This window comes from Limnohabitans planktonicus II-D5, from assembly GCF_001270065.2.
In the GTDB taxonomy this organism is placed as follows: Bacteria; Pseudomonadota; Gammaproteobacteria; order Burkholderiales; family Burkholderiaceae_C; genus Limnohabitans_A; species Limnohabitans_A planktonicus.
The window spans coordinates 1-23768 of record NZ_LFYT02000005.1 but is presented as its reverse complement, the minus strand read 5'-3'; the positions used below and the strand labels follow the sequence as shown (position 1 = coordinate 23768).

General features: G+C 57.3%; 23 protein-coding genes. 5 read left to right on the top strand and 18 right to left on the bottom strand.

What is annotated here, in order from left to right:
• Positions 1-6 precede the first annotated feature (6 nt).
• From H663_RS25790 to H663_RS25775, 4 genes are all read left to right on the top strand, one after another.
• On the top strand, positions 7-246 hold the full coding sequence (locus H663_RS25790) for a hypothetical protein (RefSeq protein ID WP_053169911.1): 240 nt from the start codon (positions 7-9) through the stop codon (positions 244-246).
• A gap of 25 nt (positions 247-271) precedes the next feature.
• Positions 272-655, top strand: coding sequence for a hypothetical protein (locus tag H663_RS25785; protein WP_053169909.1), 384 nt, complete (start codon positions 272-274; stop codon positions 653-655).
• A gap of 78 nt (positions 656-733) precedes the next feature.
• Positions 734-2788 carry a TonB-dependent receptor gene (locus H663_RS25780; protein WP_053169907.1) on the top strand — a complete coding sequence of 685 codons (2055 nt, stop codon included), beginning with the start codon at positions 734-736 and terminating at the stop codon, positions 2786-2788.
• 354 nt (positions 2789-3142) lie between these two features.
• Entirely contained in the window at positions 3143-4099 is a 957-nt protein-coding gene (locus tag H663_RS25775) for an AEC family transporter (protein WP_053169905.1), read from the top strand.
• A gap of 327 nt (positions 4100-4426) precedes the next feature.
• Here H663_RS25775 and H663_RS25770 read toward each other — a convergent pair whose 3' ends face one another.
• From H663_RS25770 to H663_RS25690, 17 genes are all read right to left on the bottom strand, one after another.
• A complete protein-coding gene (locus H663_RS25770) occupies positions 4427-5221 on the bottom strand; it encodes an inositol monophosphatase family protein (RefSeq protein ID WP_053169903.1) in 795 nt (264 codons plus the stop codon).
• Positions 5218-5928, bottom strand: a complete 711-nt coding sequence (locus tag H663_RS25765) for a GntR family transcriptional regulator (protein WP_053169901.1) — start codon at positions 5926-5928, stop codon at positions 5218-5220. The genes H663_RS25770 and H663_RS25765 overlap by 4 nt, the downstream gene beginning before the upstream one ends.
• Positions 5929-6118: 190 nt before the next feature.
• Positions 6119-7114, bottom strand: coding sequence for an Ldh family oxidoreductase (locus tag H663_RS25760; protein ID WP_053169899.1), 996 nt, complete (start codon positions 7112-7114; stop codon positions 6119-6121).
• A 6-nt stretch (positions 7115-7120) separates the two neighbouring features.
• Entirely contained in the window at positions 7121-8050 is a 930-nt protein-coding gene (locus H663_RS25755; RefSeq protein ID WP_053169897.1) for a hydroxyacid dehydrogenase, read from the bottom strand.
• A gap of 11 nt (positions 8051-8061) precedes the next feature.
• Entirely contained in the window at positions 8062-9042 is a 981-nt protein-coding gene (locus H663_RS25750) for a Bug family tripartite tricarboxylate transporter substrate binding protein (RefSeq protein ID WP_053169895.1), read from the bottom strand.
• 58 nt (positions 9043-9100) lie between these two features.
• Positions 9101-10276 (bottom strand): UxaA family hydrolase, encoded by a 1176-nt coding sequence (locus H663_RS25745; protein WP_053169893.1) that lies wholly within the window; start codon positions 10274-10276, stop codon positions 9101-9103.
• A gap of 42 nt (positions 10277-10318) precedes the next feature.
• A complete protein-coding gene (locus tag H663_RS25740) occupies positions 10319-10600 on the bottom strand; it encodes a UxaA family hydrolase (protein ID WP_053169892.1) in 282 nt (93 codons plus the stop codon).
• A gap of 291 nt (positions 10601-10891) precedes the next feature.
• Positions 10892-11893 carry a galactitol-1-phosphate 5-dehydrogenase gene (locus tag H663_RS25735; RefSeq protein ID WP_053169890.1) on the bottom strand — a complete coding sequence of 334 codons (1002 nt, stop codon included), beginning with the start codon at positions 11891-11893 and terminating at the stop codon, positions 10892-10894.
• Positions 11894-12045: 152 nt separating this feature from the next.
• Positions 12046-13194 (bottom strand): 3-phosphoserine/phosphohydroxythreonine transaminase, encoded by a 1149-nt coding sequence (gene serC, locus H663_RS25730; RefSeq protein WP_240620419.1) that lies wholly within the window; start codon positions 13192-13194, stop codon positions 12046-12048.
• A 120-nt stretch (positions 13195-13314) separates the two neighbouring features.
• The gene (locus H663_RS25725) at positions 13315-14079 is read right to left on the bottom strand and encodes an SDR family NAD(P)-dependent oxidoreductase (RefSeq protein ID WP_053169886.1); all 765 of its coding nucleotides are present in this window, start codon (positions 14077-14079) and stop codon (positions 13315-13317) included.
• Entirely contained in the window at positions 14076-15695 is a 1620-nt protein-coding gene (gene betC / locus H663_RS25720; protein WP_083451049.1) for a choline-sulfatase, read from the bottom strand. Before betC ends, H663_RS25725 begins: the two co-directional genes overlap by 4 nt.
• A gap of 26 nt (positions 15696-15721) precedes the next feature.
• Positions 15722-16660: a Bug family tripartite tricarboxylate transporter substrate binding protein gene (locus H663_RS25715; protein ID WP_165803863.1), complete on the bottom strand. Its 939-nt coding sequence runs from the start codon at positions 16658-16660 to the stop codon at positions 15722-15724.
• Positions 16661-16759: 99 nt separating this feature from the next.
• Positions 16760-18073, bottom strand: a complete 1314-nt coding sequence (gene hpsN, locus H663_RS25710) for a sulfopropanediol 3-dehydrogenase (RefSeq protein ID WP_053169882.1) — start codon at positions 18071-18073, stop codon at positions 16760-16762.
• A gap of 137 nt (positions 18074-18210) precedes the next feature.
• Positions 18211-19266, bottom strand: coding sequence for an ABC transporter substrate-binding protein (locus H663_RS25705; RefSeq protein ID WP_053169880.1), 1056 nt, complete (start codon positions 19264-19266; stop codon positions 18211-18213).
• Positions 19267-19295: 29 nt separating this feature from the next.
• Entirely contained in the window at positions 19296-20093 is a 798-nt protein-coding gene (locus tag H663_RS25700) for an ABC transporter ATP-binding protein (RefSeq protein WP_053169878.1), read from the bottom strand.
• Positions 20094-20119: 26 nt separating this feature from the next.
• The gene (locus H663_RS25695; RefSeq protein ID WP_053169876.1) at positions 20120-20899 is read right to left on the bottom strand and encodes an ABC transporter permease; all 780 of its coding nucleotides are present in this window, start codon (positions 20897-20899) and stop codon (positions 20120-20122) included.
• Positions 20896-21636, bottom strand: coding sequence for an ABC transporter permease (locus tag H663_RS25690; protein ID WP_240620389.1), 741 nt, complete (start codon positions 21634-21636; stop codon positions 20896-20898). The genes H663_RS25695 and H663_RS25690 overlap by 4 nt, the downstream gene beginning before the upstream one ends.
• Before the next feature lie 30 nt (positions 21637-21666).
• On the opposite strand from H663_RS25690, the gene H663_RS25685 reads away from it, so the two are divergent.
• Positions 21667-22923: a LacI family DNA-binding transcriptional regulator gene (locus tag H663_RS25685; RefSeq protein WP_240620386.1), complete on the top strand. Its 1257-nt coding sequence runs from the start codon at positions 21667-21669 to the stop codon at positions 22921-22923.
• Positions 22924-22950: 27 nt separating this feature from the next.
• On the opposite strand, the gene pdxH is transcribed toward H663_RS25685, so the two are convergent.
• Entirely contained in the window at positions 22951-23583 is a 633-nt protein-coding gene (pdxH, locus tag H663_RS25680; RefSeq protein ID WP_053169870.1) for a pyridoxamine 5'-phosphate oxidase, read from the bottom strand.
• Positions 23584-23768 lie beyond the last annotated feature (185 nt).

Below are 23768 nucleotides of genomic sequence, written 5' to 3'. Positions count from 1 at the left end.
AAAAACATGAAAAAAACAGCCTTTTTGCTCGTCGCCCTGAGCTTGTCCTGGGCTGCCCTGGCACAGCACAACGCCAAAGAAGTCCAAGCCGACATTGCCCGCCATCGCGCCATGGCCGAGGCACACGAAGAGGCCGCCAAGTGCCTTGAATCTGGCAAGAAGCCCGAACAATGCGCCAAAGCCCTGCAAACGGCCTGCAAAGGTTTGGCGCTGGGCAAGTACTGCGGCATGAAGCACGTCCATTGAGCGGTCAATTCAAAGCGGCCCCGAGATGAGTTTCACGCGTTCACGCCTGCCCAACTGGCTGAGTTTTCTGCTGGTTTGGGCCTTGCTGTGGACGCCACTTTGGGCGCATTGGCACCGCATTGCACACAGCACGCCTCAGGGGATTTCTGCCCCCATAGGGCTGCACGAAGCGCATGCAGCTGAAGACGGGCAGTCTGCCAGCGAGTCCGAGCTTGGGGGGCATGCTGCTGGGTCTGAACTATGCCTGGTGCTCGACCACCTGACCCATGCCGAGCGCCTGAGCGCATCGACAGCGGCTTGGACGTCCCCGAGGGTGCCCGCGCAGGCCCCTGTCTTTGAGCTTGCCTTTTCTTCCGACCAGGACCTCTGGTCCCCGGCGCAAGCCCGTGCGCCGCCTGTGTTGATTTGAATCCCTGATCTTGCTTGGCTGGCTTTCCGTCTGTGGCGGAAGGCGCTTGCCTGTTCCTGTTTTTCAAATCACACAGATATGACCCATTCTTTTCAGCTTTCGGCCTTGGCTTGCGCCTGCTTGGCCACTTTGTCTTTTTCAAATGCTTGGGCGCAAAACGCCGCACCGGGTGTGCCCAGCGAAATCGTCATCACCGGCAACCCCCTGGGCCGCGACAGCACCACTGTGCCTGTGAGCACCTTGGGCCGCGCCGATCTGCTCGAGCGCGGGCAAAGCACGTTGGGCGAAACCCTGAGCGGTTTGCCCGGCGTGTCCAGCACCTACTTTGGCCCCAGCGCCAGCCGCCCCATCATTCGCGGGCTCGATGGCGACCGCATCCGGGTGCTGAACAACAGCGCCTCCAGCCTGGACGCCTCTGCGCTCAGTTACGACCATGCGGTGCCCCTCGATGTCTTGTCCACCGACCGCATCGAGGTGTTGCGCGGCCCGGCCGCTTTGCTCTATGGCGGCAGCGCCGTGGGCGGGGTGGTCAACGTGATCGACAACCGCATCCCGCGCGCACCGATCTCAGGCGTGCTGGGCAGAGCCCAGCTACAGGCGGGCACGGGCAATGACGAGCGCAGCGTGGCGGGTTTGGTCGAGGCGGGTAACGAACGCTTCGCCCTGCACCTGGACGGTTTTGACCGCCGCACCGGCGATGTGCGTGTGCCGGTATCGCTCGATTGCACGAAACCCGGTTCTCCCGCCAACGCCCGGCGCATTTGCAACTCGGCCAGCACCGCCCGGGGTGGCGCTCTCGGTGCCAGCACCTTTTGGGATCACGGGTTTCTGGGCGCATCTGTCAACAGCTACCAAAGCGATTACGGCACCGTGGCCGAAGACCAGGTCACGATTGGCATGAAGACCACCCGCTATGCGCTGGAGGGGCAAGTGCGCCAACTGCCGGGGTGGTTTGAGAGCGTCAAAGCCCGCCTGAGCCACACCGATTACCAGCACACCGAGTTTGAAGGCACCCAAGCGGGCACCGTGTTTGCCAACAAAGGCCAGGACCTGCGCATCGAGGCCCGGCACCGCCCGCTGGCGGGGTGGCAAGGCGTGGTGGGGGTGCAGACCGAATCGAGCCGCTTTTCTGCCGTGGGGGATGAGGCCTTTGCCCCCTTCAGCCGCACACGCAGCCAAGCCCTTTTTGTGCATGAAGAGCTGCCCACCGCCTGGGGCCAAGTCACGGCTGGGGCGCGTTGGGAGTCAGTGCGGGTGGAATCCTTGGGCAACCCCGAGCTGGACCGGTTTGACGAGGGCATCGGCGCTAAAAAATTCACGCCCTTCAGTGTGGCCGCTGGGGCGGTGTTCAAGCTGTCGCCCACTTGGTCGTTCACAGGCAATGCCGCCGTCACCCAGCGTGCACCGAAAGATTACGAGCTGTTTGCCAACGGCCCGCACCTGGCCACCCACGCCTGGGAAATCGGCAACAAAGACTTGGGCTTGGAAAAGTCCAAGAGCCTTGATGGTGGTTTGGCGTGGAAGTCGGGCCCGAACCGCATGGTCGTGACAGCATTTGCCAGCCAGTTTGCCAATTACATTGGCTTGATGAACACGGGCGATTACCGGGACGAAGAGGGCAAGCCCGTCGGACCTGAAGGTGCTGGTGATGAGGGTGTTTTGCCATTACAGCTTTACCAAGGCGTGAGGGCCAAATTCCAGGGGCTGGAAGTCAACGGCCGTCAGCGTCTATGGCAAAAAGCCTCAACACTTGATCTGGACTGGCGAGCCGACACGGTGCGGGCCACCAACAGCAGCACGGGGGAGCCTTTGCCTCGGATCTCGCCCATGCGTGTGGGTGCCACGCTGGTGCATAGCCATGGCCCCTGGAGCGCCAAGCTGGGGGCCGATTGGCATGCCGCACAAAAGCGCGTGCCCGATGGCAGCAGGTCCACTGTTGCCTACACCCTGGTCAACGCCAGTGTGTCTTACCGCCAGAAGCTGGACACCACAGTGCTTCAATGGTTTGCACGTTTGGACAACTTGACCGACCAACTGGCCTACAGCGCCAGTTCCATCCTCACGAGTACGGCATTCGGCAAATCGCCATTGCCGGGGCGCAGCTTCAAGCTGGGGGTTCAGGCCAGCTTCTAAGCAAACCCTGTGCCTCTTCGCAGGTCGGCACTCGAAGAGTCCGACGTGGTTCTCGAGGGCCGTCAACGCCTGCCAAGGCCAGCAGTTGCAGCCAAACCCTGTCGGAGTCTTCGACCACCGACCTACAGGACAACCCTGTGCCCCTTCGTAGGTCGGCACTCGAAGAGTCCGACGTGGTTCTCGAGGGCCGTCAACGCCTGCCAAGGCCAGCAGTTGCAGCCAAACCCTGTCGGAGTCTTCGACCACCGACCTGCAGGACAACCCAAAGCTTTCCTCGTAGGTCGGCACTCGAAGAGCCCGACGTGATGCCAGATCACCGCCAAGCCATGCGCGCACGAGCGGGATAATCCAGTCATGAACCTTGATCATCCCGTTCTGTCCTCTCTCTTGCCCGTGGCGCTGCTCATCTTGATGGGCTTTGTCGCGGGCAGGGCCAAGCTGGTGCAAGGCGAGTCGGTGCGCGATTTGTCGAACCTCGTGTTCATGGTGTTGACGCAAGCGATGCTCTTTCGAACCATGAGCCAGGTTCATCTGGATCAGCTCGATTTTGAACCTGTGGTGCAGTATTTGGCTGTGACAGTGCTTCTGTTTTTCGTCTTGATTTTTGTCTATGGACGAAATGCAAGGGCGACTGTATTGGCCTTGGCGGGCATTTTCAGCAACACGTTGATGATTGGTGTGCCTTTGGTCGGTCTGGCTTTTGGCCAGGCAGGTCAGGTTTTGTTGCTGACTTTGGTCTCTGTGCACGCTTTGGTTTTGTTGACCTTGGCCACTTTGATTTTGGAATTGCAAATGGCCCGAGAACAACAAATGGCTTCTGGTGATTCCAGACATTTATGGCGAACAGCCTTTCAGGCGATTCGCAGTGCCTTGCTGCATCCTGTGCCATTGCCCATTTTGGTGGGCTTGTTGTATGCCCAAACTGGCTGGGGGCTGCACCCAGTGGTTGACAAACCCTTGCAGTTGCTGGGCAACGCGTTTATACCCATTGCTTTGTTGCTGGTGGGCATCACTTTGTCGCAAACCCACATGGGTCTTAACCTTGGCAAAGCTTTTCGTTTGTCGCTGGTCAAAACAGTCTTGCACCCTCTGTTGATGCTCGTTGTGGCATGGTCTTTCGGCTTGCGCGGTTTGCCCTTGTCGGTGATGGTGGTCGTGGCAGCTTTGCCCATGGGGGCCAATGGTTTTTTGTTTTCGCAGCGCTATCAAAAAGAAGAAGACACGGTGACCGCCGCTGTCGCTGTGTCAACAGGGATGGCCACCGTTGGCATCAGCCTGGCCTTGGCTTGGCTGCCGAGGATGGCGATCTGACTTTTTGGTGGAGTCCTCTGTCCCTTTTCTTGGCGTTAAACGAGGCTGTCCAGCATTTTTTCAAGGTTCAAATGACAGCGCATGCAAAGAAATTAGACAAAGAGATCTTTGTCATTTCTCTCTGCATGATGATTTACGTGCCTTTGCTTATTGATTCGGCCCTGTGAAGTTGTCAATGCGCAAAGATGTTGCAGGTCGGCGGTCGAAGACCAAAGACCCCGAGGCTGGTTGAACAGACACCCATGCTTGTTTCATGACGCATTGCCCGAGCAAGCAAACGTCGGACTTGGCGAGTGCCGACCTGCGAGAGGGCATGTCTCTCACATTTCAAACTTCAGCGTGCCGGGTCAATAGCAATTGAAGCCACATGCTGGCCAGCTGTGGCGCAGCAGCGGCTATGCGTCGGGACTCGTGCCAGACCAATCCGTCCAGCGTAAAGGCTTGTCCACCTGCCTCCCGGATCAAGAGCACACCGGCTGCGGCATCCCAGCTGCCCATGTCATGCGACCAAAAAACATCGATCCTGCCAGCCGCGAGGTAAGCCAGTTCCAGCGCCATGCTGCCCGAGCGGCGTACACCGGCGAGAGTGGACACAGCTCGGTCAAACTGGACCAAATAATCTGGCATGGATGCTGCTTTGGGCTTGGGAAAAACGGTCGCAGCAATCGCCTGTTGCAATTGTTCCGTCTTGGCCACTTGCATGGGTTTGCCATTCAAAGTGGCACCTTGATGGAGGGCTGCACAGAAGACCTCTTGACGGCAGGGGTCCACAATGCACGCGGCAATTGGCTCGCCATCGGACAGGAGTGCAATGGAGACGCTGTACTGTGGATAGCCTCGCAAAAAATTCATGCTGCCATCGATCGGATCGATCACCCAGAGTAATCCATTGGTAACCCGAGTGTTGGCGCTTTCTTCACCCAAAAATCCATGTTCTGGATACTGGTTTGCAATGCGTGCCTTCAGGTGTGCTTCGATGCTGCGATCCAATGCGCTGCACCAGTCGCCAGCCGACTTGAACTCGATGGCATGTGACTGGCCAGCCGCTTGCTGGATCATCTGGGCAGCTTCGAGCGCCAAGGTCTTCGCAAAATCCCTGGCCTGTGTGGCGAGCTCGGTCATGTCATCTCTCGCATGCGCGAGACGTAATCAAAATTTCGGGTGTCCACAATGGAGGTTCTAAATTCGGCTGGTTTTCGATCAAAAGTGTGTGCCACTCGGTCAATGCGCAACACGGGCGAGGGCATGGCCAGATTCAGCAATTGCGCACTGTCGGGCAAGACCAACTCGGCACGAACTCTTTCATCTGCCTCCACAATGGTCACCCCGAACGCAGCCTGATAGTGACCGTAAATCGTCGTGGTCCGAGCCGTGAAGGAAGCTTGATTCAAGCCCGGGAACATCGCTGCTGCGATGGTTATTCGGTCATGGATCACAGGCTGGCCTTGCAAGTGAAGGACATTTTCGATTCGGAATACCCATTGGTTGCCATGCAGTCCCAATGCTTGCGCTTCCATTTGCGTGGCTCTGGACTTGGCAAACTTGTGCAGCCGGACTTCGGGGAATTCACTCGGCCTGTCGCGGGGCACGATTTTGAAAAACTGGAACATGAAGCGCTCGCGATCGAGCTTGCCGACAAAAGTGCCTCTGCCTTGTTGGCGCAAGAGCACGTGTTCTGCCACCAACTCGTCCACAGCGCGCCGGATCGTGCCTACAGAAACCTGAAAGCGCTGGGCCAAATCTTTTTCATTGGGCAGTGCCGCACCAGGTGCCGCAAAACCGGACTGGATGTCGTTGATCAGCTGCCGTTTGACTTGGCGGTAAAGCATTCGAAAAAGTCTTCCAAAATAACAAACACCCAAGCCACAAAAAGGCTGGCAAGAGTCAGAAGTTGCAGCTCGCCGCAGTGCTCAGAAAAAAGTCACGGACCAGGCGATGACGTTGCACATCAATAAACCAGGCGCATGTGATGATTTAAGTTGTGCGCCCATCGAACCCAAGGCCTGACCAAATATCCCATCAGCATAAAGCACGGATCGTGTCCATCACCGACTGAGACACATTGATGCCTGTTTGCTTGGCGGCCTCCACCAACTGAATACGCCGTTGACCCGGCAGACGCACACCTTCATCAGCCATCATGGCGGTCACCAGTGCCTCTATGCGCTCGGTGTAAACCGCATCACCGCCCAGTGCCTTGGGGTCGATGACGATGAAGACTTGACCCAGTTGGGGCTGATTGCCTTGCGGCTTGAAAAACGTATCTGCTTCAGCGCCAAAGTGGGCCCCGGTCAAGGTGGTGACCAGCAACTCAACCACCAGCGCCAACATGGCCCCTTTGGTGCCGCCGATGGCGAGCATGGAGCCTTCCAAACCTTTTTTGGGGTCGGTGGTGGGGTTCCCATCCGGGTCAAGGGCCCAGCCTAACGGGATCGATTCACCTTTGTCGGCGGCCACCATCAACTTGCCGCGAGCAACCTCCGACAAGGACAGGTCGACGCTGACCGCTGGATGGCCCGTTCGGGGAAAAATCGCTGCAATGGGATTGGTGCCAAAAATGGCGCGCTTGCCCCCAGCGGCCGGCATGGCTGCAGGAGAATTGCCGCAAGCAATGCCGACCATGCCCGCCGCTGCAACAGGATCCAAGTGGTAGGAAGCCATGCCGAAATGGTGGCTGTTGGTGACTGCTGCAATGGCGATGCCGTGCTGGCGAGCCCTGTCAATGGCTTGCTCAATGGCCATGCGGCAGGCAGGAAAGGCAAAGCCATTTCCCGCATCAATCAGCACGGCACCGGCGCGCTGGTTTTTAACCACCGGCACGGCATCCCCCACCACTCGCCCCGCTATAAGGTGGCTGACATACATGCTGACACGCGACAGGCCATGCGAGGGCAGGCCGCTGGCTTCGGCGGTCACCAGTGCTTGAGCCGTGGCTTGAGCTTGGTCTGGGGATGCACCCGCATGGGTCAGCGCCGCTTGCACCAGCGCATTGAGTTCTTCGTAAGCGTGAAGCATGGGAGATCAGTCTTTCAGGGCGTTCGCCACAGCGGACGCGATCATGGTTGAAACGCGCACATTGGATTCGGCGGTAACACCTGCGACATGCGGCGTGAGGATGACGTTCGGGCAGCCTTGCCAGGGTGTGCCAGGCCCAAGAGGTTCTGGCTCAAACACGTCGAATGCAGCGCCTCCAAGATGGCTTTGGCGCAAGGCCGTGGCCACCGCCGCTTCGTCCACAATACCGCCGCGAGAGGTGTTGATGACAATGGCACCAGGTCTCATCTGTGCAATGCGCTCTGCAGAAAGCAAATTGCTTGTAGCTGGCGTCAGCGGAACGTGAAGGCTGATCACGTCAGCTTGAGCGATGAGTTGATCCAGTGTGTTTGGATGAACACCCGTTTGCGTCCACACCGAACTGTCGGGCGGCATCATCGGATCGTGTGCGACAACGCGCATGCCAAGGCCTTGGGCTAATTTGGCGGTCAATTGACCTATGCCGCCAAAGCCAATCAGACCCAGGCAAGTGCCATAAATTTCACGCCCGTTGGACAGAGCCGTCCGAGGCCATGAGCCATTGGCAACTTGCTCGCTGGACAGATAAACGCCGCGCAGCAAAAGCATGGCTGTACCGATAACGTATTCGGCGACAGCCAGCGCATTTGCGCCGGTGGCAGGGATCACTTGCATGCCCCGCGCCTGGCATGCGGCAACGTCGATGTTGTCCAGGCCCACACCCAGTCGGCCAATGACCGTCGCCTGCGCGCAAGCAGCCAACAAGTCGCCCCGTACCTGGGTACGGTTGCGCACAATGACGGCGTCGGCATCGGCCACACTGGCCATCAGGCGGTGGGTGTCATCAACCAGCTTGGGATCGTAGACAACGTTGAACGTGGTGCGCAAGGAGGCAACAGCCGACTCGTCCATGAATTCGGTGATCACTATTTTTTTCATGGGGGTGCGACTTAGCCAGCCTGGATGTTGCGGATCTTCACGATTTCACGCCAACGAGCAACATCTTTTTTGATGATCTCGCCAAATTCCGCACGGCCGAGTCCCGTTGGGGTGAAGCCAATCGCCGCTACACGCTCATTGACTTCTTTTGTCTTCACCGCTCGAATGGCCTCGGCAGAAACTTTTTCAACGATGGCCTTGGGCGTATCGATCGGCATCATCAAGCCTGTCCAGTTTTCAAGCTCTACGCCGGCCAAGCCGGATTCGGCAAATGTCGGCACGTCAGGCAGCAAGGGGTGGCGTTTGCCAGATGTCACAGCCAATGCACGCAGCTTTCCAGATTTGACGAAGGGCGCACATTCAGGCATGTTGGAAACGATGAAATCCAACTGCGAGCCCAGCAGGTCGTTGAGCGATGGGGCACCACCTTTATAGGGGATGTGCGTCACCTCTATTTTGGCGCTGTGTGCCAGCAGCTCAAGGCCCAAGTGGGGTGGTGTGCCGTTGCCGCTGGAGCCCGCGTTGAGTCGTTTGGCACGAGCTTGAGTCAGAAAATCAGCCAGCGTCTTGGCGGGATTGCTTTCATTGACCACCAGCACCAGTGGGCTTGTCGCCAAGTGGGCCACGGGTGCCAAGTTCTTTTCCAGGCTGTAAGGCAGGTTGCTGAACAGTGATTGGTTCACTGCGTGGGCCAGCGTCACCGCCAACCAGGTGTAACCGTCGGGCGTGGCCTTTGCCGCCATATCCGCTCCCAAGTTGGCGCTGGCACCGGCGCGGTTGTCCACCAGAACGGATTGTTTGAGTGAGGTGCCGACACTCAGTGCGATCATGCGTGCCATCACGTCGGTCAGGCCGCCGGGAGGAAAGGGCACGATGTAGCGAATCGGCTTGGAGGGGTAGTCTGCCAAGCTTTGAGCGAGAGCGAGTGTGGGTGCAGCAGACACGGCCGCAGCCGATGCCAAAGCGTGAAGAGTCAATCGTCTGGTGTTCATGTGGTTCTCCTGGGGATGAAAGAGCCATGGGCCGAGGAAAAATCCTCAGCCCAAAGGGTCAGGCACTTTCGAACAAACGGGTCATCACAAATTCCCGATGGCCCAAGGCTTCTGCTGAGGTGAATCGACCGTTGATGGTTTGCATCATCATGTCGAGCAACAAATCACCCGCAGCATCCATGGTTTGCTCTTGCTGCAGCAGGCCCGAGCAGTCCACATCAATGTGCTCGCTCATCAAGCGCACGGTGCGAGGGTTGGCGCAAATCTTGATCACGGGCACGATGGCATTGCCGATCACATTGCCCTGGCCTGTGGGGAAGAAGTGCACCGCAAAACCAGAGGCGGCGCACAGGGTCACCATTTCTGCAGCGGCCGAAGAGGAGTCCATGAACCACAATCCTGGGCCTGTGGGTGTTTCAGCTTTGTCCAGCACGCCATCCACCATGCATTGCTTGCCGATTTTTTGGATATTGCCAAGCGCTTTTTCTTCGATCGTCGTCAGACCACCGGCAATGTTGCCTTTGGTCGGTTGGGAGTCCGACAGGTCGGTGGTGGCGTGGCGCTTGATCATGTCCTGGTAGTTGTTGAACATTTTCATGAAGTCAGTGCGCACCTGTTCTGTACGGCAGCGCGCGGCCACCAGATGTTCACCGCCCGTCAACTCGGAGGTTTCGCCAAACACCAGTGTGGTGCCCAAGCCATACAGTTTGTCAAAGGCATTGCCCACGGTGGGGTTGGCGCCGCACCCAGAGGTGGTGTCGGACTCGCCGCATTTGGTCGAAATCCAGAGGTCAGAGATCGGGCACTCCACGCGGTGCAAACTGGTGGCGTGTTGCACCATCTTTTTGGCGGCTTTGGAGGCGCGCATGATGGTGTCATGGTCGCCGTGGCCTTCGATGCCAAAACCCACCACAGGCTTGCCCGTGGCTGCAATGCCGTCGACCACGGTTTTGGTCCAGCTGTCTTCGATGCCAATCACCACCACCGCAGCGACGTTGGGGTTAGAGCCTGCGCCAATCAACGTGCGAAAGTGCAGTTCCAGATCAGCGCCGAACTGCAAACGGCCATAAGGGTGCGGAATGGCCATGGTCCCTTTGACGGCGTGGGCCACCGCTTCTGCTGCTGCGTTGGACAGGTCGTCCAGCGGCAAGATGATGACGTGGTTGCGAACGCCGACACGGCCGTTTTCACGGCGGTAGCCCCAGAAAGTGGTGTTTTTGTCAATGAGGGTCATGAGATAAACCTTGAAGAAGATAAGAGGGCAATCAGTGCTGAATTACCAGCGCTTGGTTTTGATGTTGTGGACATGGGCGTGGTCGCCAATCGCGATGGCTGCAACCACCTTGCCAATGTCTGTGCCGTATTTCATGACCGTGTCACCCGTGGCCATGGCCTTGACGGCCACTTTGTGTCCGATGGGGATGGCCGCATTGGCCTTGATCGTGATGGTGCGGTTGTCGTCCAGGATGAGGGCATTCATGCTTTGACCGGCTTCGATGCCTTCAACGACGACAACAGCAACGCTGTCTTTTTCTTCGTGCAGTACGCAATGGATCACAAAATTCTCCTTGGGTGGTTTGGGTGGGTTGGAACGCGGTGTGCCTGAACACCTGAATACAGGCTTGACTTTTGTTCTTGAAAATTAATGTAAATCATCTATATGAATTGATGGGTTGGTGTTTACCCCATGAGGCTTCGCGATTGGAAAAGTTCCAGGCGAACAGGTGAGCCCCGTCTTTGGATAAAGAGGCTTGGGCCTTGGGCCTGTTAAGAGCTTGGCACCCTTGCCGTCAGCAGGCCCATCAGTCCTGAAGCGATCAGCTGTGCAGCGCCGGTGTTTTGAAGCTTGTCAGGGCAACAAAACCAGTTTGCTGGAGGCGATCTGGCCACTGTCGAGGTCTGCAAAAGCCTGTGCACCATCGGCCATCGGCACACTCGCTACCCATGACAAATCGCCAAATCCACCTGCATGCAACAACTTCACGGTAGCGCGCAAATCTGCTGTGGTGTAGGTGTAAGTGCCCATCAAAGTGATCTCGGCCAAGGTGAGCTTGCGCATGTCGATCTCGCTGGCCCAGTCTTGCAGACCGATGTGCATGATCACGCCGCCTGGCTTGACGGCATGGAGGGCGGCGACCCGAGTGAGCTTGCTGCCCACTGCATCAATGACATAGTCAAAACCATTTTCTTCGGGTGCAGTGGTGCGTGGATCGTAGGTGGTGACCCCCGCGTGGTTTTCGGCCGATTGGCGGCGAAGTGGATTGACTTCGGCCAGTACCGTGCCGCGTGCGCCATAAGTTTTGAGCAACAAGGCGGCCAACATGCCAATCGCACCGCCGCCAATGATCAGCGTGCGATTTTCTGGCAAAGGCCGAGCCATGGCCTTGAGGCTCATGTTGATGGCATGCAGCGCTGTGGCGGCAGGTTCGGTCAGAGCCGCCTGAATGGCGGGCATGTCCTGGGGCATCTCAATCAGTGAAGCTGCCGGAATGGACATGAATTCGGCAAATGCACCCGGACGCGTCATGCCCACCATGGTGCGTCGGCTGCACAGGTTGTTGCGCCCTTGTACGCAGTAGTCACAAACGCCACAGGTGATGAGCGGATTGCCCGTCACGCGCTGTCCGATGGCAAAGCCGGGCGCATCGGTTTTCACGATGGTGCCGCAAAATTCATGTCCCAAAACCAGTCCAGGTTTGCGGCGCGGGTCGTGCCCGTGGTAGGCGTGCATGTCAGAGCCGCAAATGCCCACCGCATCAATGCGCAAAACGACTTCACCCGGGGCCAAGTCGGGTTCAGGGCAGTCCTGGATTTGGACTTCGAGTGGGTTGGTGTAGACGAGTGCTTTCATGGGATGGGTTCCGAGTTAGGGCGTGGCATGAATAGTTGGGTGCAGGCAGTCGATCATTTGTGCGATGTGGCCTCGGGTGCTGATACAGGGCGGTGCCATGACAATGGGCGCATCGCTGTGCGCGCAATATTTAAGCTCAAGGGTGGTTGACATCAGACTGCCGAATGTTGGGTGCGACAGGTCTTCATAAAATTGGCCATGAAGGCGACCAAGACCTCCACTTGATCCATGCTGACGCCGTTGTACAAACTGGCCCTCAAGTATTTGCCAACCCCAAATGGGGTCAGTGTTCTTAAGCCGACGATTCCGCGCTCCCAACCTTGGATCAAGAAGTTCCGCGTGGTTGCCTCGTCGCCACCAGCGACATCGAAGGGGATGTTCATGCGGCTGCGGATGGTAGGGTCTGCGATAGGGGTGGTGTAAAAGCCCTCCGACTTGTCGATCAAGTCGTACAACATGGACGACTTTGCAATGGCTCGGCGTTCCATTTCATGCACGCCACCCTGCGCGATCATCCACTGCATATAAATGTTGACCACCTCGACGTTGAAGGTGGCGATGGTGTTCCATAAATTGCCTTCACGGGTGTTGGTGGTGTAGCACAGGACACCTGGACAAAGTGGACTGGGCGTGCCCAGCAAGTCCCGTCGAATGACACACAGAGTCAGGCCTGGGTGGCCGATGTTTTTGGATGCGCAGGCATACAAAACGCCCACATTGCAGCCCACCCAGTCAATGGGCTTGGTGGAAAAGTCTGACGATGCGTCAATCACCAGGGGTGCTTTGATGCCCAGCTTGGGCAACTGATGCCACTCAATCCCGTTCACCGTTTCATTCGAGCAAAGGTACACGTACTTGGATTCGGGATCTAAATTCTCCAAGGATGGGTTGTGGGTAAACGTGCCATCTTGGTTCTCTGAGGAGACCACGACAGGGCGGCAGTATTTGGAGGCGTCGGTCAAGGCGCGTTTGGACCAGGTGCCATTGACCAGGTAGGTCGCTTTTTCATCGCCATGGGTGCAAAGGTTCAGCGGAACTGCCGCAAACTGCCCGTGCCCACCACCATGCATGAAAAGAATTTCATACTCTTTTGGAATGTTCATCGCCATGCGGCAGCGTTGCACTGCACTGACCAAGATGTCAAAAAACTCAGGCGAGCGATGCGAGAGGTACATCGAGCACATGCGTTCTGCGTCGAACAAGGCCTTGATGCTTGTCTGTACTTCTGCCGCAAGGGATGTAGGCCCGGGGCTAAAGTTCAGCGGCGTCACACCGCTGGGCGGACGCAAGGAACCGAGCATGGCCGGATGCGTGTCGGCAGGCTTGAATGGGGTTGGCTCAAAGCGGGTCATTGGATGTGTTCCAGAGAGGGCATTGACACGCCTGTGTGGCGACATGATTCTTCCATGTGTTTGAGGGGGCTACTTGGCGGTATAGCCGCCGTCAATCATGATGGTTTGGCCCGTGATGTAGCTGGATGCATCGCTGGCCAAGAAAACAGTCAAGCCATGGATGTCTGTGAGCTCGCCATTTCGACCCAAACAGGTTTGTGCAGCATGCCGCGCAACCAACTCCGGGTTGCCAAAGACAGGCGCGGTCAACGCCGTCGGAAAAAACCCAGGACCGATGGCGTTGCAGGTGATGCCATGGGGTCCCCATTCGAGCGCTATGGCCCGTGTCAGCTGAACGATGCCGCCTTTGCCCGCGCCATAGGGCGCGCTGTTGGCAAATGCCCGGTGGCTTTGCAGGCTGGCGATGTTGATGATGCGCCCCCATCCGTGTTCCTTCATGGCAGGGGCCAGTGCCTGTGTGAGAAAGAAAGGAGCGCTCAGGTGCAAGTGGATCTGGGTCAGCCAACTGGCGGGCGTGATTTCCCCAAAGGGCTCGCGCAAGTTGACCCCCGCAGCGTTGACCAAAATGTCCACCGGCCCAAGCGCCAACGCATCACGCGCGCCTTGCTGGGCAGCCTCGGGTGTGCTCAGGTCGCAGACCACGGTGGCTGTCGAAATACCCAGCGCTTCCAGCCTCTGGGCCGAATCGTTCAGTGCATCAGGGCGTCGCGCCATCAAGACCACCCGCGCACCCGCCAGTCCGAGGGCCTGCGCCATGGCTTCGCCCAGGCCCGAGCTGCCGCCGGTGACCAGAGCTGTCTTGCCGTTCAAATCAAAAAGATTCAGGAGTTTCATGGTTGTGGCTTCCCCGACCGACCTGGATCTGAGGGTTCGAGTTGAAGGTCGGCGATCGGGTCACGTGGATGATCTGGCGGGTAGGCGGCGACGAAGGGCAATCGCATCCGCGCCTTGGTGGCAGTGGTATTGGGGTCAACCGCACCGCGCACGTATTTCCGCGCAGCGTTCGCTGGGGGTTCGAAGTCCCAAGACGTCCAGTTTCCCTGCAACAAAGACGCTTGGGCAAACAGTCTGCGCTGCTGTGACTGGATGATGGTTTTTTCCAGTTCGTCGTAGTTCCAATGTTGATGGACCTGTGCTTGCATGCGAGCCTCGACAGCGGCATGCATCGGATTCCCAGCCAAATTGACCAGTTCATCCGGGTCGTTCTGCAAGTTGAACAGCATGGGTGGGTCGTTGCGGCAATGTACGTATTTGTGGCCGTCTTGCCGAACGATGCAGGCCGGTGCTAAAACGCCTTCACCCAGAAACTCCATCAACACATGGTCACCGCGGGTGCGATCCTCGCCATGCAGCATGCCTGCCAGACTGATGCCATCCAATGGGTCCAAGGCTGCAACTGGTTGACCATTGGACACCAGATCATTGAAAGTAGGCAACAGGTCCATCAGGGACACGCCGCGCTCTTCCACAAGCCCTTTTTTGAGTCCGGGGCCTGCAGCGATCATGGGGACACGCACTGACCCTTCAAAAGGTTGGAATTTGAACCACGAACCTCGCTCGCCCAGCATTTCCCCGTGGTCGGAGACAATGAAGACGAAAGTGTTTTCTTGTGCACCTGTGCGCTCTAGCACGCCAAGCAAGCGTCCGACCTGCGCATCAAAATAGGACGTCATGGCGAAGTACGCATGCCGGGCCACTCGCACCTGCTCCTCTGTGATGTCGTGTTCATCAGCCCTGATCGTGTAGGCGTAGCGTTTGGACCACGGATCGCGCTGCGCCATGGGAATATACCCAACGGAAGGCATGGCGATCTTGTCGTGGTCGTATAGATCCCAGAATGGGCGGGTGGTGATGAAGGGGTTATGTGGGTGTGTGAACGAGGCCCACAACAGGAAGGGCCGCTCATCTGGGCTGCGAGCGCGGTCATAAAGCCACTGTTCAGCTCGGTAAGCCACTTCTTCGTCGTAATCGATTTGCAAATTGCGTTCGCACAAACCGGCCTCAACCACAGAGCGCAAACTCATGCGAGAGGGTGAATAAGGCTGTTTGACTTGGGACCAATCTGCAGTCCACCCAAAGTCCGAGGGATAGATGTCAGTGGTCACCCGCTCTTCGAAACCGTGGAGCTGCTCGGAACCCACAAAGTGCATTTTCCCCGACAGACAAGTCCGATACCCTTGATGCCGCAGGTAGTGTGCCAGTGTCAAAGTGGACGATGGAAAGTCGGCTGCGTTGTCGTAACACCCGACCTTGGAGGACAGACGACCTGTGAGCATGGCTGCGCGCGAAGGGGCGCACACTGGGTTGTTCGAATAGGCGTTCAGAAAAGTCACGCCTTGCTCGGCGAGGCGGTTCATATGGGGCGTGACCAGCGCTGGACCACCGTACATGGGCAGTACCTTTGCAGTCAGTTGATCAGCCTGAATGACAAGGATGTTAGGTTTTTTCATTTTGGAGTTCTATGGCGAACAAGCGATCAGTCGATTTTGATGCCCGCTGCTTGCACAAATGGCACCCAATACCGATGCTCGGCCCGCACAAATTCGGAAAAGTCTTTCGATGTGCTACCTACCGCCACGTCACCTTGTGTCGCAAGCTGCTGGGTGACTTCGGGCGTGGCCAAGGCCCTGCGGGCCGAGGTATTCAACCGCTCAACCACTTCTGAAGGGGTGTTCTTTGGTGCCCATAGACCAAACCAAGTGGTGATGTTGACACCCGGAACGCCCGCTTCATTGAAAGTGGGCACATCAGGCAATGCAGCCAACCGCGTTTTACCCGTGACCGCCAGCGCTCGCGCTTTATCTGACTTGATGATCGCCACCACCAGTTGGGGGTTGGCGAGGATGAAGTTGATCTCACCGGTCAGCAAAGCGGTGCTGGCCTGAGCCCCGCCCTTATAGGGCACATGCACGACATCGATTTTTGCAACGGCCCGAAATACTTCGCCCGCGATGTGCAATGCCGTCCCGTTGCCGGTGGAGCCGTAGTTAAGAGTGCCCGGAGCCGCCTTGGCTGCCGACACCAGTTCCGCAACATTCTTGGCTTTGACTTGAGGCGGCACCGTCAGCACCAAGGGGCTGCTGGTGAGCTGAGTGATGGGCACAAAATCGTTGATCGGGTCGTAAGGCAACTTAGGATACAGGCCAGCTGCCAAGGCATGGGTCGCCACCGACCCCAACAAAATCGTGTAACCGTCAGGCGTCGCGCGGGCAACGGTGGCACTTCCCACCGTACCTCCTGCACCGGCCCGGTTCTCGACGATCACCGCTTGCCCCAGGTCTTTGCGCATTTGCTCGGACAATGTGCGGGCGACCATATCGAGGGCTCCCCCCGCGGGAAACGGCACCACGATTGTGACCGGCTTGGCTGGGAAAGTCTGCGCCATGGCGGCAGACTCCAACAGCATCATTGACATGGCGAGAAGGCTGCAGCGAAGTGTGCGTGTCAACATATTCATGTCTCCTGCTTGAGGTTGGATTGGTGCTATTGGATTTTGTTGGGCGCGGCAAGACGATCAGACCTTCACCTGCTCACCCAGCTCAAACGCTTGACCTGGGAAATACTTGGCCAAGCGGTCATCGGCCGTTCGGGCGTGGGCTTCCATGCCTTCGAGCCTTGATATTCGGGCTGTAGCCAGTCCAATATCGCGCGCAGCGTCGCGTGTCATTTTTTGCCAAGTGAAGGTTTTCAAGAATTTGTGAACCGACAAACCGCCTGAATAACGTGCCGCGCCCTTTGTGGGCAAAACATGGTTCGGGCCACTGGCCTTGTCACCGTAGGCCACAGTGGTTTCTTCGCCCAAAAACAAGGAGCCATAACAGGTCAGTGTTTTGAGCCACCAATCCAAGTCTTTGGCGTGCACTTCCAGGTGTTCACTGGCATACCGGTCGGAGATTTCCACCACCTCGTCGCGTGTGTCACACAACATGACTTCGCCATAGTCGCGCCATGCCGATCCGGCCGCATCACGCGCCGTAGGCGGCAGCAAATCAATCAGCTGGGGCACCTGCCGCATGACTTCTTCAGCCAAGCTTCGGCTGGTTGTGAAAAGCCATGCGGGTGACTCATGGCCATGTTCCGCTTGTCCCACCAAGTCGCTGGCGACGATGGCTGGATCTGCGGTTTCATCGGCAATGATGCCGATCTCGGAGGGACCTGCGAAAACGTCGATGCCGACTTTGCCAAACAAGGTGCGTTTGGCTTCTGCGACAAACTTGTTGCCTGGGCCCACGATCACATCGGCGGGCTTGCCAGTGAACAGGCCATTGGCCATGGTGGCAATCGCTTGCACGCCACCCAGGGTCATGATGATGTCGGCGCCTGCCTTGTTGAAGGCATAGAGCAAATACGGGTGCATCGGGCCGCCCCGGAAGGGGCCTGAACAGGCGATGATGGTCTTGACGCCTGCAGCTTTCGCCGTTGCGACGCCCATGTAGGCACTGGCAATGTGCGCATAACGTCCTGCCGGTGCATAGCAGCCGGCAACGTTGACCGGCAGCACACGTTGGCCTGCGGTCACACCCGGGTGCAGTTCGACCTGAAACTCAGACAGAGAGCGCCGCTGTGCTTGTGCAAAGTCAAAAACCTGTTTGATGGCGAAGTCGATGTCGGCCTTGACCTGCTCGGGCACTTCACGCGCATTCGCTTCAATTTGCGCTGGGGTGACGATCACATCTCCCGTCCATTGGTCCAGATCTTTGGCGTACTTGCGCACCGCAGCTTCACCGTTGAGCTGAATCTCGGCCAGCATGGTATTGACAACTTTCTGGGCCGTGGCCGTTTCGGTTTCGGGTGTCTTGTCCGCTTTTTTCAAATACGTGATGGCCACGTTGTTCTCCTGTTTCCGGTGTTTTGCTCAAATCTAGGCAAACGACTTCCCATGCACGTCATCTGAAGTGCATGGTTATTGAAGATCGAGACAAACTGGGACCCATGTTGGATGCATGGTGTCCCAGTGGCGATGAATTACTTGGTTGAGTTGGCCATGTCGCGCAGCTTGGCGTCTGCCTGAACCAATTTCAAGTATTCGTCGGTCACGAAGTCAGCCACGGCTGGAACTTGTTGAACTGCACCTGTTTCACGCATGAAGCCAGACAGTTCGGTGAACCAGCCATCCATCTTCGAGTTAGCAGCGCCGCCTGTGCGCTCCATGTTTTTGAGTTGTTGCGCCAGGGTGAAGGTGGGGCGGGTGTCAAACTCTTTGTTCATGGCCGCATCGCTGATGCTGACACCACCCTTGGCATAAAAGTCTTTCATCATGCGGATGGCTTCGGGCCGGTTCACGCTCATCCAGCTCCAGGCGCGCAAGTAGACCGCCAGGAATTTGGCGACGTTTTGTGGGTTTTGCTTGGCATAGTCACCCCGTGCGATCAAAGCGCCGGGCACGATGGCGCCACTGTCCTTGCCGCTGCACAGCATCTTCGCGCCAGCTTTTTCTTCCACCGTGTAGGTGTTGGGAGCCCACATGCCCGCCAAGTCAGAATTGTTGGAGGACAGTGCCGAAATGATTTCAGCTTGACCCATGTTTTTCATCACCACATCGGATTTTTTGAGGCCGTACTTTTTCAAGCAAGCCTGCACAGCGAAGTCAGCCGTTGAGTTTTGAGTCAAGGTGATGGTCTTGCCACGCAAAGCGCCTGCGGGGTCTTTGGCGAAATCAGCGGCGGCTTTGCTGCTGCCCACCAGGCCATTGGCTGCCGATTCGTCGTTCGTGACGCCGATGGTTTTGATGCCGAAACGAACATGTCCCAACACGGCTGGCACCGAGCCTGTGCCGCCTACATCCCAAGATCCTGCGGCTGAAGCTGCGATTTGAGGAACACCAGCCGGGAATGTCGAAAACTCGGGCGCCAAACCCACATCTTTCCACCAGCCTTTTTCAGTGGCAATGTGAAAAGGCAAGGCCCAGTAAAGGGAGGGTTGGTAGCTGATCTTGATGGGGGTCAGCGCTTGAGCGTGCGCTGCGCTGGACAAGCCCAGAACAAGGCTGATACCCATGGCGGCTGCTGCGAGTTTTTTCATGTCGAGGTCTCCTTCAGTTGGTGGTTGCTTCAATGATCCGTGCCCGCGTGCTCTTCACGCAAAGACTTCCAGATTCGGGTACGCAAATGGACAAAGCTTTCCAGGTCCATCACGTCTTCGATCTTGCTGTTGCGGTCCCATTGCTCGGCTTCGCGAACGGACTTCACATCCAGAATTTCCTTGATTTTTCCTGGGCGGCTGGTCATGACCACCACGCGATCGGCCAGGTACACCGCTTCTTCGACCGCGTGGGTGATGAAGAGCACGGTGCGCGGATTTTTGCGAGCCAACTTGACCAGCTCCTCTTGCATGACCACGCGGGTCTGTGCATCGAGCGCACCAAAAGGCTCATCCATCAGCAGCACTTGAGGGTTCAGCGCATAAGCCCTGGCAATGGCAACGCGTTGTTGCATGCCGCCAGACAGTTGATGCGGGTAGGCGCTTTCGTAACCTTTCAGGTTCATCAACGCGATGTAATGGGTGATCAGACTTTCTCTTTCCTCTTTGGCAAGGCCTTTGCTGCGCAAACCAAAGTCGATGTTGTCATGAACCGTTTTCCAGGGGAAAAGGGCAAACTGCTGAAAAACAACCGCACGGTCAGGGCCTGGTCCTGCTACCTGAACATCGTTGACCTTCACGCTGCCAGTGCTTGGAAATTCGAGGCCTGCGGCCATGCGCATGCAAGTTGTCTTGCCGCAACCCGATGGGCCGACGATGGCCACGAATTCTTCGTCTTGCACCGTGAGGTTGATCTTGTCTAGGATGAGAAAGTCCTTGCCGTCGCGCTCAAAAACGCGGCTGACATCGGTGAACTGGATAGTGGCCATGTAAGTTGTTTCTGTAAAAAGACTTCTCAAGCATTCCTGTGTTTGAGCAGGAGCTTTTCCAAGCGACGAATCAGGATGTCGATCACGACGCCAATGGCACCGATGGCAATCATTCCCACCATCACGGTGTCCGTGGCCAAAGCACTTTGTGCGCGCACAATCAAATTGCCCATTCCGCTGCTGGCCACGATCAGCTCAGCCCCCACGAGAGACAGCCATCCCAGTCCTGCGCCAATGCGCAGGCCTGCAATGATGGACGGCACGGCAGCCGGGAAAAGTACTTCTGTGATGGTTTTGAAACTGCCTGCCCCGAGCATGCTCGCCGCTTCCAGGAATCGAACTTCAACATTGCGTGCGCCGCGATAAGCATTGATCAAGCAGGGCGGGAATGCGCCAGCAAAGATGATCAATGTGGGGCCACCGATGCCGGTGCCAAACCAGAGCGCTGCAAATGGCACCCAAGCCACGGGCGCGATGAATCGCACGCCATCAAAAATGGGGGTGATGACATCGTCCAGCATCCGAAACCAGCCCATGGACAAACCCAAAGGAATACCCACCAGTGCAGCCAATCCAAAGCCCATGCCAAATCGCTTCAAACTGGCGGCCATGTGCTCTGGCAGCGTGGCACCGGCAAATGGTTTGTCCATCAGTTCGATCAGCTTGAACAAAACCTCATGCGGCATCGGCAAAAATTGAGGCGGTGAAAAGTGCAAGGCCCTGGCCAAATACCAGAAGGCAAAGAATGCCACCGTGCCCGTGACGGTCAAGCTCCAAAAATGCTGTCGACTCAGCGCTTTTTTCATGTGGCCACCCTTCCTTTGCGCCAAGGCATAGCGTGGTTCTCCAGAACACCCAGCAGCCATGTTGTGGAGGCACCGCAGATGCCCACAAAGGCCATGGCCACCAAAATCATGGCCGGGAAAATGTCTTGAGCGGCCTGGTTCAGAATGCTCCCAAGGCCATACAGCGCACCGATCAGTTCAGCCGCGACCAGCGTTGTCCAACTGGCCTGCAGTGAAAGTCTCAGGCCAGTGAAAATCATGGGCATGGCACCGGGGAGCAGCACCTCGGTCACCATGCGCCAGCCTTTGATGCCCAGCATGCTGGCGGCCTCCATCACGGGTGTTTCGATGTTGCGAACACCCGTATAGCTGTTGATGACAGATGGCACAAAAGCAGCGACAAAAATAACCAGAATCTTGGAGCCATCTTCCAGGCCCAGCCAAACAATGGCCAAAGGAATCCACGCCAAAGGGGGGATGGGGCGCAGCAGCAAAAATGCGGGATTGATCAGCGCTTCAGCGCGGCGTGAATAGCCCATCAGCAAGCCCAGCGGGACACCGACGCCAACTGCGACGGCAAACCCCATGGCCACGAGTTTCAAACTGTGAAGCACGTGCTGGTGCAACTTGCCGTTGCCATAGCCTTCTGTCTGAATGAAGGTGAACGCACTCAGCACTTCATCCGGGCGCGGAAATCGTGATGGGTTGATCCATCCGGTGACCGTGGTGGCCAAGTACCAAATGATCAGAAGCAGCACGATCGTGGCGATCCCGACAACGCTGCGACGGTGATTTTTTCGTTGGGTCAATCCCACCATGCGTCCTTTCAGCGGTCATGCGGAAATAACTTCCAAAATGTAAGCGCTTGCAAGGACTTTGATTTTGTTACCACCCGTTGTCAATCACGAAAACCCGAATTTGCTCATAAGCAAGGGAAAACACTGAACTTTTATTTGGAAAGCGCTTACATTTTTGGCGGCCTTGATGGTTTCTTATGGCATGCTATTTCCATGAAACACCGCATCACCATTGAGGAAGTCGCACGTTTGGCGGGCGTTTCTACCGCGACCGTTTCACGCGTGCTCAGCAGACCCGATGTGGTCAGTACCCGCACTCAAGAACAAGTGATGGCGGCGGTCAGGCAACTGGATTACCAACCTGATGCTGCTGCCCGGGCGCTGGCATCTGGCCGCACGCACACAGTGGGATGTGTCATTCCAACACTGGATCACGCCATTTTTGCCCGCAGTACGCAGGCGATGCAGACAACGCTGGCACAGGCGGGCTATCAGTTGTTGGTGGCCAGCCATGAATACGACCCTGTCACCGAGTTTGAATTGGTGCGTGCACTGCAGCAACGCGGCGTGGATTCTTTGGTTTTGGTTGGAACCGACCATGCGCCTCGCCTTTGGAAGGCTTTGAGCGACTGGCGCAAGCCAACCTTGCTGACTTGGTCATGTGATCCGCGTCTACCCTCGCTGGGTTTTGATAACGAGGGTGCGGCTCGAATGGCTGCAGCGCATTTGCTGGAACTCGGGCATCGCCGCATAGGTGTGATCTCAGGATTTACCACCCACAACGATCGGGCACGCAGCCGCATAGAGGGTGTGCGCAAGTCACTCACTCAGGCAGGGCTCTCGTTGCCGAACGAGTGGGTCACAGAGCAGGCTTTCAACCTGGAGGGGGGGCGTTTGGGTTTGCTGAAGCTGATGAGTGCACGGCAGAAACCTACTGCCATTTTTTGCGGCAATGACCTGCTGGCCGTGGGCGCATTGCTGGAAGCTCAGCGCATGGGTCTGAATGTTCCCGTTGATTTGTCGATATGTGGCATCGATAACCTTGAGATTGCTCAAGCGATCAACCCCGGACTGACGACCGTGAGTTTGCCGACGCAAGACCTGGGTCGGATGGCGGCCAAATCCATGTTGTCTGCAATTTCAGGTGAAGTTGTTGCCGCGCAATCGCTGTTGCCATTTGAGTTGGTGATTCGCGGCAGCACAGCGGCACCGCGAAAAACGCGCGTCATGTCCCGGTCAGGCCGGTGAACGCCTTGTGCATTTGTTAAAGGCCGCCTAAGGTGCCAGCCGCTCGCGCAACCACTGATCGCCCTCTTGCGTGTAGCGCAGCCGGTCGTGCAGGCGGCTTTTGCGGCCTTGCCAGAATTGCCACTGGTCGGGCACCAGGCGGTAGCCGCCCCAGTGCGGCGGGCGTGGCGGGTTGAGCATGAACTGCGCTGCGTATTTGGCGGCGTTGGTCACCAGTACTGTGCGGCCCTCGATCACCTGGCTTTGGGGTGATGCCCAAGCGCCAATGCGCGAATCGAGTGGGCGGCTGTGGAAGTAAGCGTCGCTTTCTTCATCGCTGACTTTTTCCACCCGGCCCTCGATGCGCACCACGCGTTCGAGTTCAACCCAGTGAAACTGCAGCGCGGCAAAGGGGTTGCCTGCCAGTTCCTGGCCTTTTTGGCTGGCGTAGTTGGTGTACCAGACGATGCCGCGCGCGTCGTAGCCCTTGATCAGCACCACCCGCGTGCTGGGGCGCAGGTTGCTGGCGACGGTGGCCAAGGTCATGGCGTTGGGCTCGGGCACTTCGGCAGCGATGGCTTCTTGCAGCCATTGCTCAAATTGCTGGAGTGGGTCCGCATGGGAGGCGTTTTCGTTGAGCTCGGCTTTTTCGTAGCTCTTGCGCAGGTCGGCGATGTTCATGGTCGCAAGTATAGGGATTTGGCCTTTTAAACTATTGATTCGGCCCTGTGAAGTTTTCAATGCGCAAAGCTGTTGTAGGTCGGCGGTCGAAGACCCCGACAGGGGCCTGTGCCGAAACCAATAACGTCGGACTCTTCGAGTGCCGACCTACGAGATGACATGTTCAGCGCATTTCAAACTTCAGC